The organism is Alphaproteobacteria bacterium HT1-32, assembly GCA_009649675.1.
Lineage (GTDB): Bacteria > Pseudomonadota > Alphaproteobacteria > Rhodospirillales > HT1-32 > HT1-32.
On record WJPL01000001.1, the window covers coordinates 1,785,483 to 1,800,913 of the forward strand.

18 protein-coding genes are annotated in these 15,431 nt (G+C 59.2%); 4 read left to right on the forward strand and 14 right to left on the reverse strand.

Going from position 1 to position 15,431, the window contains the following annotated elements:
• Positions 1–4 precede the first annotated feature (4 nt).
• The 10 genes from ccmI to GH722_08500 all read right to left on the reverse strand — a co-directional run bounded on the left by ccmI (position 5) and on the right by GH722_08500 (position 7,827).
• On the reverse strand, positions 5–1,111 hold the full coding sequence (ccmI, locus tag GH722_08455) for a c-type cytochrome biogenesis protein CcmI (protein MRG71798.1): 1,107 nt from the start codon (positions 1,109–1,111) through the stop codon (positions 5–7).
• Between the two features lie 3 nt (positions 1,112–1,114).
• Complete coding sequence (locus GH722_08460) at positions 1,115–1,588, reverse strand: cytochrome c-type biogenesis protein CcmH (GenBank protein MRG71799.1); 474 nt, start codon at positions 1,586–1,588, stop codon at positions 1,115–1,117.
• On the reverse strand, positions 1,585–2,118 hold the full coding sequence (locus tag GH722_08465) for a DsbE family thiol:disulfide interchange protein (protein ID MRG71800.1): 534 nt from the start codon (positions 2,116–2,118) through the stop codon (positions 1,585–1,587). Before GH722_08465 ends, GH722_08460 begins: the two co-directional genes overlap by 4 nt.
• Positions 2,118–4,106 (reverse strand): heme lyase CcmF/NrfE family subunit, encoded by a 1,989-nt coding sequence (locus tag GH722_08470; GenBank protein MRG71801.1) that lies wholly within the window; start codon positions 4,104–4,106, stop codon positions 2,118–2,120. Before GH722_08470 ends, GH722_08465 begins: the two co-directional genes overlap by 1 nt.
• Entirely contained in the window at positions 4,103–4,552 is a 450-nt protein-coding gene (gene ccmE, locus GH722_08475) for a cytochrome c maturation protein CcmE (GenBank protein MRG71802.1), read from the reverse strand. Before ccmE ends, GH722_08470 begins: the two co-directional genes overlap by 4 nt.
• Positions 4,549–4,731, reverse strand: a complete 183-nt coding sequence (gene ccmD / locus GH722_08480) for a heme exporter protein CcmD (protein ID MRG71803.1) — start codon at positions 4,729–4,731, stop codon at positions 4,549–4,551. The genes ccmE and ccmD overlap by 4 nt, the downstream gene beginning before the upstream one ends.
• A 13-nt stretch (positions 4,732–4,744) precedes the next feature.
• Entirely contained in the window at positions 4,745–5,491 is a 747-nt protein-coding gene (locus GH722_08485; protein MRG71804.1) for a heme transporter HemC, read from the reverse strand.
• 113 nt (positions 5,492–5,604) lie between these two features.
• Positions 5,605–6,270 carry a heme exporter protein CcmB gene (ccmB, locus tag GH722_08490; protein ID MRG71805.1) on the reverse strand — a complete coding sequence of 222 codons (666 nt, stop codon included), beginning with the start codon at positions 6,268–6,270 and terminating at the stop codon, positions 5,605–5,607.
• Positions 6,267–6,893 (reverse strand): heme ABC exporter ATP-binding protein CcmA, encoded by a 627-nt coding sequence (gene ccmA, locus GH722_08495; GenBank protein MRG71806.1) that lies wholly within the window; start codon positions 6,891–6,893, stop codon positions 6,267–6,269. The genes ccmB and ccmA overlap by 4 nt, the downstream gene beginning before the upstream one ends.
• A gap of 172 nt (positions 6,894–7,065) precedes the next feature.
• Complete coding sequence (locus GH722_08500; GenBank protein ID MRG71807.1) at positions 7,066–7,827, reverse strand: SDR family NAD(P)-dependent oxidoreductase; 762 nt, start codon at positions 7,825–7,827, stop codon at positions 7,066–7,068.
• A gap of 69 nt (positions 7,828–7,896) precedes the next feature.
• Here GH722_08500 and GH722_08505 point away from each other — a divergent pair, with 69 nt between their 5' ends.
• Both GH722_08505 and GH722_08510 read left to right on the forward strand, forming a co-directional pair.
• Positions 7,897–8,298 (forward strand): DUF1232 domain-containing protein, encoded by a 402-nt coding sequence (locus tag GH722_08505; protein MRG71808.1) that lies wholly within the window; start codon positions 7,897–7,899, stop codon positions 8,296–8,298.
• Positions 8,295–8,759 carry a DUF3429 family protein gene (locus GH722_08510; protein MRG71809.1) on the forward strand — a complete coding sequence of 155 codons (465 nt, stop codon included), beginning with the start codon at positions 8,295–8,297 and terminating at the stop codon, positions 8,757–8,759. The genes GH722_08505 and GH722_08510 overlap by 4 nt, the downstream gene beginning before the upstream one ends.
• A gap of 59 nt (positions 8,760–8,818) precedes the next feature.
• Here the strand turns inward: GH722_08510 and GH722_08515 are convergent, their stop codons facing one another.
• Entirely contained in the window at positions 8,819–10,045 is a 1,227-nt protein-coding gene (locus GH722_08515; GenBank protein MRG71810.1) for an MFS transporter, read from the reverse strand.
• A 217-nt stretch (positions 10,046–10,262) separates the two neighbouring features.
• Between GH722_08515 and GH722_08520 the strand changes: the two genes are divergently transcribed.
• A complete protein-coding gene (locus GH722_08520; protein MRG71811.1) occupies positions 10,263–11,387 on the forward strand; it encodes a DUF2336 domain-containing protein in 1,125 nt (374 codons plus the stop codon).
• 64 nt (positions 11,388–11,451) lie between these two features.
• On the opposite strand, the gene GH722_08525 is transcribed toward GH722_08520, so the two are convergent.
• The 3 genes from GH722_08525 to GH722_08535 form a co-directional block, all read right to left on the reverse strand.
• The gene (locus GH722_08525) at positions 11,452–12,906 is read right to left on the reverse strand and encodes a TRAP transporter large permease subunit (GenBank protein MRG71812.1); all 1,455 of its coding nucleotides are present in this window, start codon (positions 12,904–12,906) and stop codon (positions 11,452–11,454) included.
• Between the two features lie 2 nt (positions 12,907–12,908).
• The gene (locus GH722_08530) at positions 12,909–13,472 is read right to left on the reverse strand and encodes a TRAP transporter small permease subunit (protein ID MRG71813.1); all 564 of its coding nucleotides are present in this window, start codon (positions 13,470–13,472) and stop codon (positions 12,909–12,911) included.
• A gap of 114 nt (positions 13,473–13,586) precedes the next feature.
• Complete coding sequence (locus GH722_08535) at positions 13,587–14,648, reverse strand: C4-dicarboxylate ABC transporter (GenBank protein ID MRG71814.1); 1,062 nt, start codon at positions 14,646–14,648, stop codon at positions 13,587–13,589.
• A gap of 329 nt (positions 14,649–14,977) precedes the next feature.
• Between GH722_08535 and GH722_08540 the strand changes: the two genes are divergently transcribed.
• On the forward strand, positions 14,978–15,427 hold the full coding sequence (locus tag GH722_08540) for a hypothetical protein (protein MRG71815.1): 450 nt from the start codon (positions 14,978–14,980) through the stop codon (positions 15,425–15,427).
• Positions 15,428–15,431 lie beyond the last annotated feature (4 nt).

The window sequence follows — 15,431 nt, forward strand, 5'->3', positions numbered from 1 at the left end:
CGCCTTACGGCCGGCTCTGCTGAAGTTCCCGGATGCGCTGTTCGGCGATTTCAGCCTTGGCCGTTTCGCCCAGGACGCGCCACGCCCGGGCGAGGCGTTGCCATCCGGCCAGGTCGTCGGGCTCGTCTTTCAGGCGGGCTTCAAGACCGTCGACCATGGAGCGGATCATTTCCAGCCGCTCTTCCGGCGTCATTTCCTGCGCGGCTTCCATCTGTTCGCGGGTGGGTCCACCGGTGGCCGGTGCGGTCATGTCGTCCGGCAGCGTTGCATCACTGTTCGCGGCCAGCTGGCGCATCTGGTCTTCCAGAAAGGGCAGCCATTCAGCACCCGGCGGCGCCTTGCGGGCAAGGGCAGCCCAGCGCGCCATGCCTTCTGTCACCATGCCTTTCTGGACCGATGACAGGCCGACATAATAGACAGCGGCAGGATGGTCAGGGCTTTTTTCAAGCACCTGCAGGAACAGCTGCAAGGCTTCTTCCGTCACCTCACCATTATGGATGATCATCAGGGTTTCGCCGAAATCGGTCATCAGCCCGACATTGTCCGGCGATAATTCACGGGCACGACGGAAGGCGGGAACAGATTCGGCATGGCGCTTCATGGCCGCCAGGGAACGGGCCAGCAAGGTCCAGCCTTCTGCGCTTTCAGGATCTTCGAGCAGCCGCTGGCGGAGCTGTTCTATGGCGTCTTTAAACTCCAGGGAAGATCCGGCCCCCGCCGCTTTGGCAGCGGCTTCCCGTCGCTCGGTGAGTGGCTGGGCTGGCAGATCGGGATTGCCGAGGGGCAGATAGACTGCGACTGCCCCGATGGGTAAAATCAGGGCAATCAGGATCGCCCCGGCCAGTGCCGGACGGCGGGCGGTGGTGCTGATGGCGTTGCGTTCAGCATCAGCGGCCAGAATTCGCCGTTTGATTTCAGTACGGGCGGCTTCTGCCTGTTCGGCGTCGATGACACCGCGTGCGAGATCGCGGTCAACCTCGTCCAGCTGGTCACGATAGATCGCCAGATCATAGTCGGCGCGGTCGATGCTACGGCGAGTCGGGCGCAGCAACGGCCAGAGGATGAGGACGATGACGGCCAGTGTCATCAGGGCGGCATAGAACCACAACATGGTCTAATCCCGTTCCTGTTTTTCGGGGTCGAGTGCCCGCAGCACGCGGGCCTCCTCGTCTGCTGTCAGAGAAGGCGGGGCTGAAGACAGGGGTGTTTTGCGCCGGACCCGGATCAGCAGAATGCCGCCGGCGATCAGGAAAATCACAACCGGCCCGGCCCACAGCACCAGCGTATTGGCCTGAACGGGTGGCTTCAGCAGCACATAATCACCGTAACGGGCAACGATGAAATCAAGCGCCTGATCGTTGCTGTCCCCGGCGACAAGACGCTCCCTCACCAGCACCCGCAGATCGCGGGCCAGATCAGCGTTCGAGTCATCAATGGACTGGTTCTGACAGACCAGACAGCGAAGCTCTTTCGAGACCTCCCGCGCGCGGGCTTCCAGTGCAGGATCATCCAGAACCTCATCCGGCATGACAGCAAGGGCAGGAGAGGCCATCAGCAGGGCCAATGCGATCAGCAGCCAGCGGTTCATTTCTGCAATGCCTCAATAGCGGGCAGGATTGATTTCCGGACATGTTCTTCGGTCAGGGGTCCGACATGCTTGAAGCGGATCACGCCGTTACGGTCGATCACAAAGGTTTCGGGCACACCATAGACTCCGAAATCAATGCCGACCCGTCCGGTCTGGTCGGCCCCGATGCGGTCATACGGGTCTCCCAGTTCTGCCAGCCAGCGACGGGCATCTGCGGGCTTGTCCTTGTAGTTCAGGCCTGTGACCTGAATATCGTCGCGCTTTGCCAGTTCCGTCACCAGCGGATGTTCTGCCCGGCAGGGCACACACCATGAGGCAAAGACGTTGACGACTGTTACCTGGCCGGCAAAGTCAGCGGAAGCGAGGCCCGGTCTGTCATGCCCCTCGATCGGACCAAGGGAAAATTCAGGGGCGGGCTGATCGATCAGGGCCGAGGGAACGACAGAGGCATCCTTGCCCAGTTGCAGATAAAAGGCCGCGCCAAGACCAGCCATGATCAGGGCCGGGATGAAATACAGAAATTTACGCATTATTCCGCCGGGGCCGGAGTTGGTGACGGTGTGTTGCGCCGGCGTTGTGGAGCACCGATCCGCAGGCGACGGTCCGACAGCGAGACCAGACCACCGGCAACCATGATCAGGCAACCCGCCCATATCCAGGGTACCAGCGGATTGAAATAAATCCGTGTGACCCATTTTCCCTGCGGTGTTGCATCACCGATGACCGCATAGAGATCACCAAGGAAGGTGGTGCGGATGGCGGCTTCCGTCGTCTCGTTCTGCTCGACGGGGAAGAAGCGTTTTTCCGGCTCCAGTATATCATAGACCTTGCCGTCATGACGCACCGTGAAGGCGGCCCGGCGATACTGATAGTTTGGCCCCTGTCCTTCGGAAACGCCGTCCAGTGTGAAGCTGTAGCCTGCGACATCAATGGTTTCGCCGACAGCCATGGCCTGAATTTTCTCAACCGTCCAGGCGGATGACCCGGTGACACCGGCAACCAGAATGGCAACGCCGGCATGACCGAGCAGCAGCCCCCAGGCGGACCGGGGCAGGCCCGCTGCCCGGCGAAGACTGGCGCTGAATGGGATGCGGAAAAGTCTGGTTCGTTCTGAGAACTCGACCAGTGTTCCGACAAACAGCCATGCGGCTAAGGCAATACCCAGCAGCGCCAGCGGCGGCCCGTCAGATTGCGCCCACCAGGCGATGACAATGGCGAAGCCCACGGCAATGCCGGCGACTTTCAGGCGGGACAGAACCCCGGCGAGATCGCCCCGTTTCCAGCCCATCAGCGGCCCTGCGGCCATGGCGATGAGCAGGGGAATCATCAGCGGAACAAAGGTGGCATTGAAGAAGGGCGGGCCGACGGAAACCTTGTCGCCGCTGACCACTTCCAGAAACAGCGGATAGAGTGTCCCCAGCAGCACCGTCGCCAGGGCGGTGGACAGCAGCAGATTGTTCAGCACCAGCGCCCCTTCGCGACTGACCGGCGCAAACAGACCGCCACTTTTCATGGCGGGGGCGCGGATGGCGAACAGGGTCAGTGATCCGCCGATGACGGTCAGCAGGAACAGCAGGATATAGAGCCCCCGTGCCGGATCGGTGGCAAAGGCATGAACCGAGGTCAGCACCCCGGAGCGGACGAGGAATGTCCCCAGCAGGCTGAAGGAAAAGGCGATGATCGCCAGCAGCACAGTCCAGGTTTTCAGCGCGTCACGCTTTTCCACCACAATCGCGGAATGCAGCAGGGCAGTTGCCGCCAGCCAGGGCATGAAGGAGGCATTTTCCACCGGATCCCAGAACCACCAGCCACCCCAGCCGAGTTCGTAATAGGCCCACCAGCTGCCAAGCGCGATACCGAGGGTCAGCGATGACCATGCGGCCAGTGTCCAGGGCCGGACCCAACGTGCCCAGGCGGCATCCACCTTGCCCTCAATCAGGGCGGCAATGGCGAAACAGAAGGTCACGGACAGGCCGACATAGCCGAGATAGAGCATCGGCGGATGAAAGGCGAGGCCCGGATCCTGCAACAGCGGGTTCAGCCCCTGACCATCCAGCGGGGCCGGGTCAAGCCGGTCAAACGGGTTCGAGGTCAGCAGGATGAATAACAGAAATCCGAAGGCAATCCCCCCCTGTACGCCCAGCACCCTTGCCCGCAGGCCGGGCGGCAGATTATCCCCCAGCACGGCAACCGCCGCACCGAACAGGGACAGCATCAGTACCCAGAGCAGCATCGAGCCTTCATGATTGCCCCAGACTCCGGCAACCTTGTAGAGCATCGGTTTCAGGCTGTGCGAATTGGCGGCGACATTGGCGACCGAAAAGTCGGAGACGACAAAGGCCCAGGTCAGGGCGGCAAAGGCGATAGCCGACAGGCCAAACAGGGCAATGGCGGCAGGGCGGGCCGCAACCATCCAGGCCGCATTGCCACGCTGGGCACCGATCAGACCGGACCCGGTCATGACCACGGAGACAACCAGCGACAGTGCCAGGGCGAAATTACCAAGTTCAGGGATCATTTCGGCGCTTCCTCCGCATGTTTCCACTGCCCGGAGGCTTTCAGCGCATCAGCGACTTCTTTCGGCATGTAATTTTCATCATGCTTGGCCAGCACTTCGGTGGCGATGAAGCGACCATCAGCGCCAAGGCTGCCTTCGACCACCACACCCTGACCTTCCCGGAACAGATCAGGCAACATGCCGGTATAGGATACGGGGACGGTGCTGTTCAGATCTGTGACCGTGAAGGAGACGGTGGCATCGTTCTTGAGGACACTGCCTTCAGCCACCAGTCCGCCGATCCGCATCATGCGGCCCGCCCCGATATCCGGCTTTTCGGCCAGTTCAGTGGGGCTGTAGAAGAAGACGATGTTGTCTTCAAAGGCGGTCAGGACGAGGGCCGTTGCCGCGCCGAGGCAAAGCAGGGCCAGTCCGACGATGTAGAGGCGGCGGCGTTTCGGTTTCACGCGCCACCCCGTTTCCGTCGACGGCGGGGAGAGTCATCCTGAAGTGATTTCAGTTCGGCTTCCTGACGCCGCATGCCGATCCAGGAGGACAGGGTAAAGCCACCGAGAATAACCAGTGTGACCAGATAGCTGGGCCAGACGAATCCGCCATAACCACCCATATCGAGAAATTCGCTCATCTCTTCCCCTCCCTTATTCTGCCGCGTTGGCAGCAAATTCGCCATCAGCAGCCCGGTTCATCCGCATGACCCGGATTTTCCGTTCTGCAATTTCACCGCGCATACGTAAGATCAAAAGCGTCAAATATAAGGCCAGAAAGCCAGCGGCCATCAATAACAGGGGCGTCAGCATCGACGGATGGATCGCCGGACCGTCCAGCCGGACCACGCTGGCCGGCTGATGCAGGGTGTTCCACCAGTCGACGGAAAACTTGATGACCGGCACATTGACCAACCCGACAAGCGCCAGAACGGCGGCTGATTTTGCCCCGCGTTCCATGTCGTCAAAGGCATTCGACAGCGCGATATGGCCGAGAAACAGGAACAGCAGCAGCAACATCGAGGTCAGGCGCGCATCCCAGACCCACCAGGTTCCCCACATCGGCTTGCCCCACAGCGACCCGGTCAGCAGACAGATCAGCGTAAAAGCCGCCCCGACAGGTGCTGATGCACGGGCTGCAATATCTGCCAGCGGATGTTTCCAGATCAGGGCGACGGCGCTGGCGATGGCCAGTCCGGTATAGACCCCGAGCCCCATCCAGGCGGAGGGTACATGTACAAACATGATCCGCACGGTTTCTCCCTGCTGATAGTCGGCAGGCGAGACAAACAGCGCAAAATACAGCCCGCTGCCGATCAGCAACAATGTCGAGAGAACAAACCACGGCAGCAACGCATTGGCGATGCGCAGAAAACGGGTTGGGTTGGCAAAGCGATGCATGGCGATCCGAGGGTCAGGTCATCGTTATCCGGTATCTAGCCCAGATATAGGGTCTTATCCAGAAAGGTCATTGATTTGACGCAAGGCAAAGCGCAATTCGCGCGGTTTTTTCTTTATGCCAGCGCCTGTCGGACCCCGGCTGTTGCGGCCAGCGGGCAGAGTGGCAGGGCGGTCAGCAGCATGGCGCCGAGGATGGCCAGATGCGGGTAGATGTCGAGGCCGAGGCGGGCCGCATCGAGGGCACCGGCGGCGAAGATCAGGGTCGGGATATAGAGTGGCAGGATAAGCAGGGACAGGAGTACACCGCCGCGCCGGGCCCCGAGTGTCAGCGCCGCGCCGATAGCGCCGATCAGGCTGAGCAGCGGGGTCGCCAGCAGCATGGTCAGCAGCAGGGCGGGCAGCAGGTCCGGCGGCAGATTGAAGAACAGGCTGAGCAGTGGCGCTGCCAGCATCAGCGGCAGGCCGGTGGTCAGCCAGTGGGCGATGATCTTGGCGGTGACAACCAGGCCGAGCGGAACCGGTCCGGTGGCCAGCAGTTCAAGTGACCCGTCTTCGTAATCTGTCTGAAACAGCCGGTCGAGTGACAGCAAAGCCGCCAGCAGGGCAACCGCCAGAATGACTCCCGGTCCGATCCGGGCCAGCAGGTTGGGTTCTGACCCGACCCCGAAGGGAAACAGCAGGGCGGCGATGACAAAGAAGGCGATGACCAGCAGGCTGTCCGAGCGTTCCCGGAACGCCAGTGCCAGATCACGGCGGATCAGGGCAATCAGGTGGATCATCCGGCATCCCCCGCAGGCTGGTTCTGTCCGAGGGTCAGGCTGGCAGCCTGTTCCAGCTTCAGCGGAATATGACTGGAGGCGACGACCATGCCGCCGCCGGCCCGATGGGCGGCCATCACGGACTCCAGTCTGTCCGTTGCATGGCGGTCGAGGGCGGTTGAAGGCTCGTCGAGCAGCCAGATCCGGGCTTGACTGACCAGCAATCGGGCAAGGTTCGTGCGTCGCCGCTGGCCGGCTGACAGAAACCGGCCGGGCGTGTCGGCCAGATCGGTCAGGCCGAAAGCGTCGAGGGCGTCATCCAGCCGGTCCGACCCGGCAAGTCTGGCCCAGAAGCTGAGATTCTCCCGCACGGTCATCACCGGTTTGACCGGGTCATGATGGCCGACAAAGGCCAGCGACGCCCGCCAGTTGTCCGGATCTTCGGTGACGGCGGTGCCGTCCAGCTGCAACACTCCTTCTGCCGGTGTCAGCAAACCGGCCATGATGCGGAGCAGGCTGGATTTTCCGCTGCCATTGGCCCCGGTCAGCAGCAGCGCCTCACCGGCACCGACAGTAAAGTCGAGGCCGGAGAAGACCAGACGTCCGCCACGCTGGCAGGTAAGGGCATGACCGGAAAAGCTCATGACTGTGAGTATCGCATGGATAAGGTCGCCTGGTCTGCGTGAATTTCGGTAAACGGGAATGCGGTCGTCCTTCGGGACGACGCGACGCGCCTCTTCAGGATGAGGTTACAGACCCCCCTCGTCCTGAGGAGTGGCAAAGCCGTGTCTCGAAGGACCGCAATTGCATTCAGCCCTATTTCGGTGGCAGACGCAGCGAGCCATCAAGGCGGATGGTTTCACCGTTCAGCATGCGGTTGCGGATCATCTCCATGATCAGCGAGGCATATTCATCCGTGGTGCCCAGTCGCGAGGGGAAAGGGACGGATGCGCCGAGGGCGTCCTGCACTTCCTGGGGCAGGTCGAACATCATCGGCGTGGCGAACAGGCCGGGGGCAATGGTCATCACCCGGATGCCGGTGCGGGCCAGATCGCGGGCCATTGGCAGGGTCATACCGGCCAGTGCTGCCTTGGAGGCGGCATAGGCGGTCTGGCCCATCTGGCCATCATAGGCTGCAACGGATGAGGTGAAGGAGATGAAACCGCGCTCTCCGTCTTCCATCGGTTCAAGTTCGGTCATGCGGGCAGCGGCAAGGCGGGCGACATTGTAGGAACCGATGAGATTGACTTCGATTACCTTCGAGAACTTTTCGATGGCATAGGCACCCTTGCGGCCGACGGTCAGGCCGGGGATGTTGATACCCGCCACATTGACGCAGATTCTGGCCTCGCCATGCGCCGCTGCGGCTTTGTCCAGTGCGGCGGTAACGCTGTCTTCACTGGTTACGTCGCAATTGCAGTAGATACCGCCTATGGCAGCAGCATGGGCCTCGCCTTTTTCTGCGTTCACATCAAGCAGGGCGACCTTCGCGCCATTGTCGGACAACACTTTTGCCATGCCGGCCCCGAGGCCGGAAGCACCACCGGTTACAACCGCTGCACTACCCTTGACGTCCATCTCGAACTCCCGAAATCTGCGATGAAAATTGAGTCTTTTGCTCTATATCAGAGGGTGCGGGGGATTGCCATGTTTCGGCACCCGCTCCATATAGCGGGCATGAGCACGGAACCGGTTGATCTCGACAAGCTGAAGGCAGACGCAGAGATCGTCGAGGACAGCTTCTGGCAGAAGCTGCGGCGAAATCTCGGCAGGATACCATTCACCGATGATGCGATTGCTGCCTATTACTGTGCCATGGACCCGGCGACGCCGACCAAGGCCAAGGCAATCATCTTCGGTGCACTGGTCTATTTCATCACGCCAACGGATGTGATCCCCGATATCCTGATTCCCGGTTTTACGGATGATGCGGCCATTCTGGCGGCGGCGCTGGGGATGGTGCGGGGGCATATGACGGATGCGCATTACCGCAAGGCCCGGGCCTTTCTGATGCAGCCCGCAGAAGATACGAACGGAGAGACTGTATGAGATCGATACCCTTGCCGGCGCTGGCCTTTGGCATTGCCGGACTGATTCCGTTCTGGCTTTGCGCAGGCGGCGTCTGGATGCCGGAACTGCGGCCGGGGGCGTATCACGCCTATGATGCGGCTTTTGCCCTGATTGCCTATGGCGCGGTCATTCTGACATTTCTGGGTGCCATGCACTGGGGGGTCATTATGCGCGGCAAGCAGGCGGAGACCGGTGAAGAAGCGACATGGGCGCGGCTGGGATTCAGCGTCGCCCCCTCTATCGTCGGCTGGGTCGCGACCCTGATGAACCCGGTCTATGGATTGCTGATGCTGATTATCGGCCATGGCATTGTGGCGCTGGCCGATCTCCAGACTGTACGGCGGGGTGAATTCCCGCTGTGGTACGGGGTCTTGCGAAAATACCTGTCGATTCTGGCGATTCTTGCGATGACCACCGGCCTGATGGGCCTGCCAGCCTGAATCAGAGGCCGATACCGTCCCTCTGAACAGGGTTCAGAAGGATGGTAAAGCCGCAGGTTTCAGCGCGTGGCGGGGGCCAGGTCGGGGGCGCGTTGTTCGCGAATGGGCAGATGTACGACCATCGCGAACAGGCCGAGAGCGACACTCATCCACCAGACCATATCGTAGGAACCGGTGGTGTCGTACAGCCGGCCACCCAGCCAGACGCCAAGGAACGAACCGATCTGGTGACTGAAGAACACAAAGCCGAACAGGGTTCCCATATAACGGGTTCCGAACATGACGGCGACCAGACCGGAGGTCAGGGGTACGGTGGACAGCCAGAGCAGCCCCATACTTGCAGCAAAGGTCAGCACGACAGCATCGGTTTTCGGGGCCAGCACGAACAGGGCGATCACAATCGACCGGCCGAGATAGATGCCGCTCAGCAGCCATCGTTTTGAATATTTGCCGCCAAGGGCACCGGCAGTCAGTGAACCGACCACATTGAACAGTCCGACCAGTGCAATGGCCCAGGCACCGATTCCGGCGGTGGCATGGTTGTCGTCAAGATAGGCAGGCAGGTGAACTGTGATGAAGGCAACCTGAAAGCCGCAGACAAAAAAGCCGGAGATCAGCCACAGATAGCTGCCATGGCCGAATGCCTGTTTCAGGGCGCTGGAGAATGTCATCTCCGGCTCGGTCGAGACGGGAGCGTTGTCATCGGTGCGGAGGGCGGTTGCCAGAAACGGAACCAGCAACATGCAGGCACCGAGCATGACCAGTGCTGTCTCCCAGCCATAACCGGCAATGAAAGCCTGTCCCATCGGGGCGAAGATGAACTGGCCGATTGACCCGGCGGCGGTTCCGGCACCCAGTGCCAGTGACCGCTTGTCCTCGGGCACCAGGCGGGTGAAGGAGGCAATGACGATGGTGAAGGACGCACCGGCCAGTCCCATGCCGACCAGCAGCCCGGCAGTGACCTGCAACATCAGCGGGGTAGTGGCATAGGCAGTCAGCGTGACGCCTGCGGCATAGATGATGCCACCGATGGCGAGAACGCGAACCGAACCGTATTTGTCAGCAAGCGCACCGGCGACCGGCTGGCCAAGGCCCCAGAGCAGGTTCTGGATGGCCAGCGCAAGAGCGAATACTTCACGGCCCCAGCCGCGGGTTTCTGACAGCGGGGCATTGAACAGGCCATAGCTGGACCGGACACCAAAGCTCAGGATAGCGATCAGACAGCCACAGGCGATGACAAAGACGGGATTACGCCACAGTGGACGAGGGGAAGTGCTATCCGTCATGTTTCTGACTTTCATCAGTAAGGGGGGAGTGCTGGATTTGACCCTATATTTCTCCCATTCCTCCGGAAGGGCCAAAACAATAATTGCCGCCATACCAATTATTCACAGGACCCGGTTTGTTTCGGGCTGTGACGACGGTCATCGACGGAGTAGCCTCAATGCTGTCATAATCCGTGTTCATTCTGAATACTGGTAGCCTTGAAGTAAGGAGACTTACGTGGCCGCATTTCTCACCGATAAAGACGTCAGGCAATTGCTGGAAGACGGTTCTGCGGACAGCCGCGCGGAAACGGCAGCGAAAGTGGCAGGGGCCTTTACATCGAACCAGCTGGGTTCCGATGAACGCCGTCTGGCGGAAGATATTTTCAGGATCATGCTGAAAGATGCTGAATCGCGGGTTCGCGAAGCCCTGTCGGAAAACCTCAAGACGTCACCGGATATCCCGCATGATGTTGCCCTGAGCCTGGCTGCCGATGTTGCCTCGGTAGCCCTGCCGGTCCTTGAATTCTCTGTTGTGCTGACAGATGCGGATTTGCTGAGCATCGTGCGCACTCAGGACGACGCCAAACAGCTGGCGATTGCCGGGCGCCCGACTGTGTCATCGGCTGTATCGGATGCTCTTGCGACAGTTGGCAGTGAAGCAACGGTGGCCCGCCTGGTCGGGAATGAGAATGCAGATATATCAGATAAGGCCCTGAATAATGTGATCGACCGGTTTGGCGAATCAGAGAGCGTTCAGCGCCCGCTGGTCAATCGATCTGCCCTCCCGGTTCAGATTGCCGAACGGCTGGTGACGATGGTGTCGGCGGAATTGCAGAGTCAGCTTATCCAGAAACAGGGTGACCGCAGTGATCTTGCGACCCGTCTGCTGCTAAAAGCGCGGGAGAGGGCAACGGTTGGTCTGTCGATGTCTTCGAGTGAAGATCAGGTCAGCGAGCTTGTTGCTGCACTTCGGAAAGAGGGGCGCCTGACGGCTTCGCTGGTCATACGGGCAGTCTGCATGGGCGATCTGGTGTTCTTCGAGCATGCGCTCTCGGCGATGGCCGGCGTGGCGCTGGAAAACGCCCGACAGCTGATTCACGATCAGGGACATCTCGGGCTGAAGGCGCTGTACAAGAAATCAGGTATGCCAGAGGCGCAATACACGGCTGTCCGGGCAGCGATTGATGTCATGCGCGAGACGGAATATGACGGACTGGACCATGACCGGGAACGCTTCTCCCGGCGACTCATCGAACGTATTCTGACCCAGTATGACGATCTTGGCGTCGACCTGCAGTCCGACGATCTGGACTATCTGCTGACCCGTATGGACCAGCTTTCTCCCCAGGAAACCTCCTGACTTCAGGACAGATGCCGATAGAAGCCTGTCACCCCGGTTATGGGCCGGGATGACAGGGTGATGGTCAGTTCAGGAATGTGCGCGGTAGCCAGAGTGCGATGTCCGGGAAGGCCATGACCAGTCCCAGCCCGATGAGTTGCAGTAGGACGAAGGGCACAATCCCGGCATAGATATGTTCAATCTTCACACCGGCCGGAGCCACGGCCTTCATGTAGAACAGGGCAAAGCCAAAGGGTGGCGTGAGGAAACTGGTTTGCAGGTTGACCGCAAGCAGGATGGCAAACCAGTAGATCATGTCGGCCTGCGGCACATGCGTCCCGAAGTCGAGTATCTCGATGATCGGGGTGAAGACCGGCAGCACGATCAGGGTAATTTCCAGCCAGTCGAAGAAAAATCCGAGGACAAATACCAGTCCCATGATCAGGAACAGCAGGCCCCAGGAACCCAGGCCGAGACCTTCGACGAGGTTGATCACCACATCATCCCCGCCAAGGTTACGGAAGACGAAGCTGAACATGGTTGCGCCGATAAACAGGCCAAAAATCATGGCGTTTGTCAGGGCAGCACGAACCACGACATCCTTGATGACGACAAAGAAGGATTCCCGTTCTTCAACAAGGGTATCGGTTCCGCCGATCGCGCCGTAGCGTTCCTCCAGCGAGTTGATGCCGATTTTCGGCAGAACCACCAGATTGATGAAACCGAGCAATACCGAGCCTGCAGCACCGACGCCGGCCGCCTCTGTCGGCGTGGCCCAGCCCAGCAGAATGGAACCCAGCACCAGAAAGATCAGGAAGACCGGCGGAATGAAACTCTGCATGACCATGCCAAAACGGGCGGCGATCGTTTGCGGGCCGAAATCCGCATCGGAACTGGGCGCCATCTTCGGGAAGATTGCCGAGATCGTGCAGACATAAACGACATAGAGGCCAGCCAGAATGAGGCCGGGAAAGAAGGCGGCGAAGAACAGATTGCCGACGGAGCGGCCGAGCAGGTCGGCCATGATGACCAGCATGATGCTGGGCGGAATCAGGATTCCAAGTGTTCCGGATGCGGCAATGGAGCCGGTCGCCAGGCGGTTGTCATAGCCCATCTTCATCATCGTCGGCAGCGCCAGCAGGGTCATCATCACAACACTGGCGCCGATGATGCCGGTGGTCGCAGCCATGATTGTGCCCATCAGGACGACCGAGATTGCCAGTCCGCCGGGAATACGGCGCAACAGTACCTCAAGGCAGTAAAGCAGGTCCTTTGCGACGCCGGACCGCTCCAGCATCGTGCCCATGAAGATGAACATCGGAATGGCGGTGAGGATCAGGTTTTCTGCTATGCCGCCGAATATCCGGGACGGAATCGCGGAAAACATTGCGATATTATACCAGTCCGGGTCCAGCGCGATGGCAAGAAAGCCGAAAGCCAGGCCGACACCGCCGAGCACGAAGGCGACGGGGTAGCCGGAAAACAGGAAAAATGCGAGGGCAGCAAACATGCCCAGCGGCAGAAGTGTTTCCAGATCCATGATCAGTTATCTCCGCCGAGTGTCGCGGTTACCTGATTATCGGGCAGAACGCCGATAAACCCGGCAACGGATTTGAGAAGTTGTGAGACACCGGCGATTGCCAGCAGCAGGAACATCAGCGGAATGGTTGATTTGATAATCCAGGTATGGGGCAGCCCGACACCGGACTTCGACACTTCCTGCTGTGCATAAGAATGTTCGACATAATCCAGGGTGAAATAGAAGGTAATGACCGCGTAGGGGATCAGGAACAGCAGACAGCCGATAATTTCGATCAGAAATTTCACCTTCAGGGGCAGCCTGTCGCGGATCAGGTCAATGCGGACATGTGCCTGACGCCGGTAGGCCCAGGCGAGCGTGAAGGTGAACAGCAGGGTATGGAACCAGTATTCTGATTCCTGAAGTTTTGTCGCGTTCAGTCCGAAGCCTCGCGGAAGGCCGAAATAACGTGTGATGACATCATAGATGACGGCCAGCATCAGCAGGATGCTTGACCAGACGAAAACCATGGCGACCCGATCAATGACGGTGTCGAGCATGGTGCTTGTGCGCAGAAGCGGATGCATGGTCCCCCCGAGGTCTGAAGTAACTGATCCGGCCTGCGATAAGTATCCGGAAGTCTTGTCAGGAAGCACATTGCGACCGGAGATGACGGTCTCCGGCCGCAATGCAGTTGACGTTTACTTCAGGTAGCCGAGGTCACTCCACACCTTGTAGTCGGCGCGGAAAGCCTGCAGGGAAGTCCAGACCTTCTTGAAGGTCGGATCTTCGGCGGCCAGTCCGGCGGCAACCTTGTTCCAGGTCTCCTCCAGTGTGCCGAGGATTTCCGGCGACCAGCGGTGGATATTGACACCCTTGGCCTTCAGCTCGATCAGCGCCTTGGCCTGAATGGCCTCACCTTCGGCGAGACCCTCCATGATGTTGGCCTTGCAGGCGATTTCCAGCTGAGCCTGCTGGGTGTCTGACAGGGCTTCCCATTTCTGCTTGTTCATCAGCAGTTCAAACAGGGTCGACTGCTGATGCCAGCCGGGGAAGTAGTAATGCTTGGCGACCTGATGGAAGCCAAGATCGAGATCAATCGCCGGCATGGAGAATTCCGTGGCATCAATGGTGCCGCGTTCCAGGGCCGGATAAATGTCTGCACCCGCCAGCAGCTGTGTCGAGACGCCCAGTTCTTCCATGACCTTCGCGCCAAGACCGAAGAAGCGCATCTTCAGACCCTTCAGATCGTCGACAGAATTGATTTCCTTGCGGAACCAGCCGGAAGCTTCCGGTGCGATAACGCCACACATCAGGGCTTTCAGGCCGTGTTTGCCATAGACCTCGTCCATCAGTTCGTTACCGCCGCCATGGAACATCCATGCGAGATATTCGCCGGCTGACGGGCCGAAAGGAACGGCGGCAAACAATGACAGGGAAGCTTCTTTTGACTGCCAGTAGCCGGGGGTTGACCAGGCGGCATCGACGGAGCCGGCTGCAATCGCGTCAAAATACTCAAGTGGCGGAACCAGTGCGCCCGGCTCAAAGAATTTCAGCTGAATGTCGCCACCGGTCAGACGTTCCACGTTCTTCGACAGGATGACGCCAAGGCCACCGAGCTGTACCAGTCGGCTGGGATAGGATGAACCCATTTTCCAGCGGACTTTCTTGTCCTGAGCAACAGCAGGCGCTGTCCAGGCAAACGCGGTCGCACTGACAACAGCCGCAGCAGCGACCGTCGTCACAATTTTCTTGAAACTCATTACAGTTCTCCCAGAACCAATACTGTTTTTTGAAGGTGATTGATGCATTGGCATCATCGCCCGATTGTATGTTTATTTTTTTGCTGCCAGCCCCTTGTTGCTGACAGGAAGAAAACCTACTGGACTGCTGTTCGGCTCTCAAGAACAAACTGACTGAATTATATTGTCCGGGAAATATATTCAGAATTGGCCAGAATTATATTGTCCGGTAAATATATTCAGAAATGTATGGAGCGTTACAGAATGTCGGGATACCTTGTTCCCGGGTCTAAGTACTTCAAAAGATAAGCTTCCCGTCTGTTTTGAAAGGGTGTCGGATGGTTCAGTTTTTGCGTTTGATGCTCTTTGCAGCGTTGCTCTGTGCCGGAGGGGCGGTACAGGCGTCGGATGAGCTGAATGTTGATAGCAAGGGCATCATGGTCAAAGGCTATGATGTCGTTGCCTATTTCACGCTTGGTATGCCGGCCCGGGGAATGCCCGGTCATGTGGCAACCCATGATGGCGGGACCTATCTTTTTTCTTCGGCGGAAAACCGGAAACTGTTCGAGGCTGACCCGGTCAGATATGCGCCGGCCTATGGCGGGTTTTGTTCCTACGGTGTCCGTGTCGGCAAGAAATTCGAGATTGATCCCCATGCCTGGAAAATTGTCGAAGATCGGCTGTTTCTGCAGCTGGATCGCGGCACACATATACTCTGGCTGGAGGATATGGAGAAGAACATCTCCATCAGTGACCGGATCTGGCCGAGTATCGAGACCACACCGCGTACAATGTTGTAAGCCG

Coding starts and splice junctions, on each gene's coding strand:
- ccmI (MRG71798.1), bottom strand. CDS start 1,111: ATGTTGTGGTTCTATGCCGCCCTGATGACACTGGCCGTCATCGTCCTC.
- GH722_08460 (MRG71799.1), bottom strand. CDS start 1,588: ATGAACCGCTGGCTGCTGATCGCATTGGCCCTGCTGATGGCCTCTCCT.
- GH722_08465 (MRG71800.1), bottom strand. CDS start 2,118: ATGCGTAAATTTCTGTATTTCATCCCGGCCCTGATCATGGCTGGTCTT.
- GH722_08470 (MRG71801.1), bottom strand. CDS start 4,106: ATGATCCCTGAACTTGGTAATTTCGCCCTGGCACTGTCGCTGGTTGTC.
- ccmD (MRG71803.1), bottom strand. CDS start 4,731: ATGAGCGAATTTCTCGATATGGGTGGTTATGGCGGATTCGTCTGGCCC.
- GH722_08485 (MRG71804.1), bottom strand. CDS start 5,491: ATGCATCGCTTTGCCAACCCAACCCGTTTTCTGCGCATCGCCAATGCG.
- ccmB (MRG71805.1), bottom strand. CDS start 6,270: ATGATCCACCTGATTGCCCTGATCCGCCGTGATCTGGCACTGGCGTTC.
- ccmA (MRG71806.1), bottom strand. CDS start 6,893: ATGAGCTTTTCCGGTCATGCCCTTACCTGCCAGCGTGGCGGACGTCTG.
- GH722_08500 (MRG71807.1), bottom strand. CDS start 7,827: ATGGACGTCAAGGGTAGTGCAGCGGTTGTAACCGGTGGTGCTTCCGGC.
- GH722_08505 (MRG71808.1), top strand. CDS start 7,897: ATGTTTCGGCACCCGCTCCATATAGCGGGCATGAGCACGGAACCGGTT.
- GH722_08510 (MRG71809.1), top strand. CDS start 8,295: ATGAGATCGATACCCTTGCCGGCGCTGGCCTTTGGCATTGCCGGACTG.
- GH722_08515 (MRG71810.1), bottom strand. CDS start 10,045: ATGACGGATAGCACTTCCCCTCGTCCACTGTGGCGTAATCCCGTCTTT.
- GH722_08525 (MRG71812.1), bottom strand. CDS start 12,906: ATGGATCTGGAAACACTTCTGCCGCTGGGCATGTTTGCTGCCCTCGCA.
- GH722_08530 (MRG71813.1), bottom strand. CDS start 13,472: ATGCATCCGCTTCTGCGCACAAGCACCATGCTCGACACCGTCATTGAT.
- GH722_08535 (MRG71814.1), bottom strand. CDS start 14,648: ATGAGTTTCAAGAAAATTGTGACGACGGTCGCTGCTGCGGCTGTTGTC.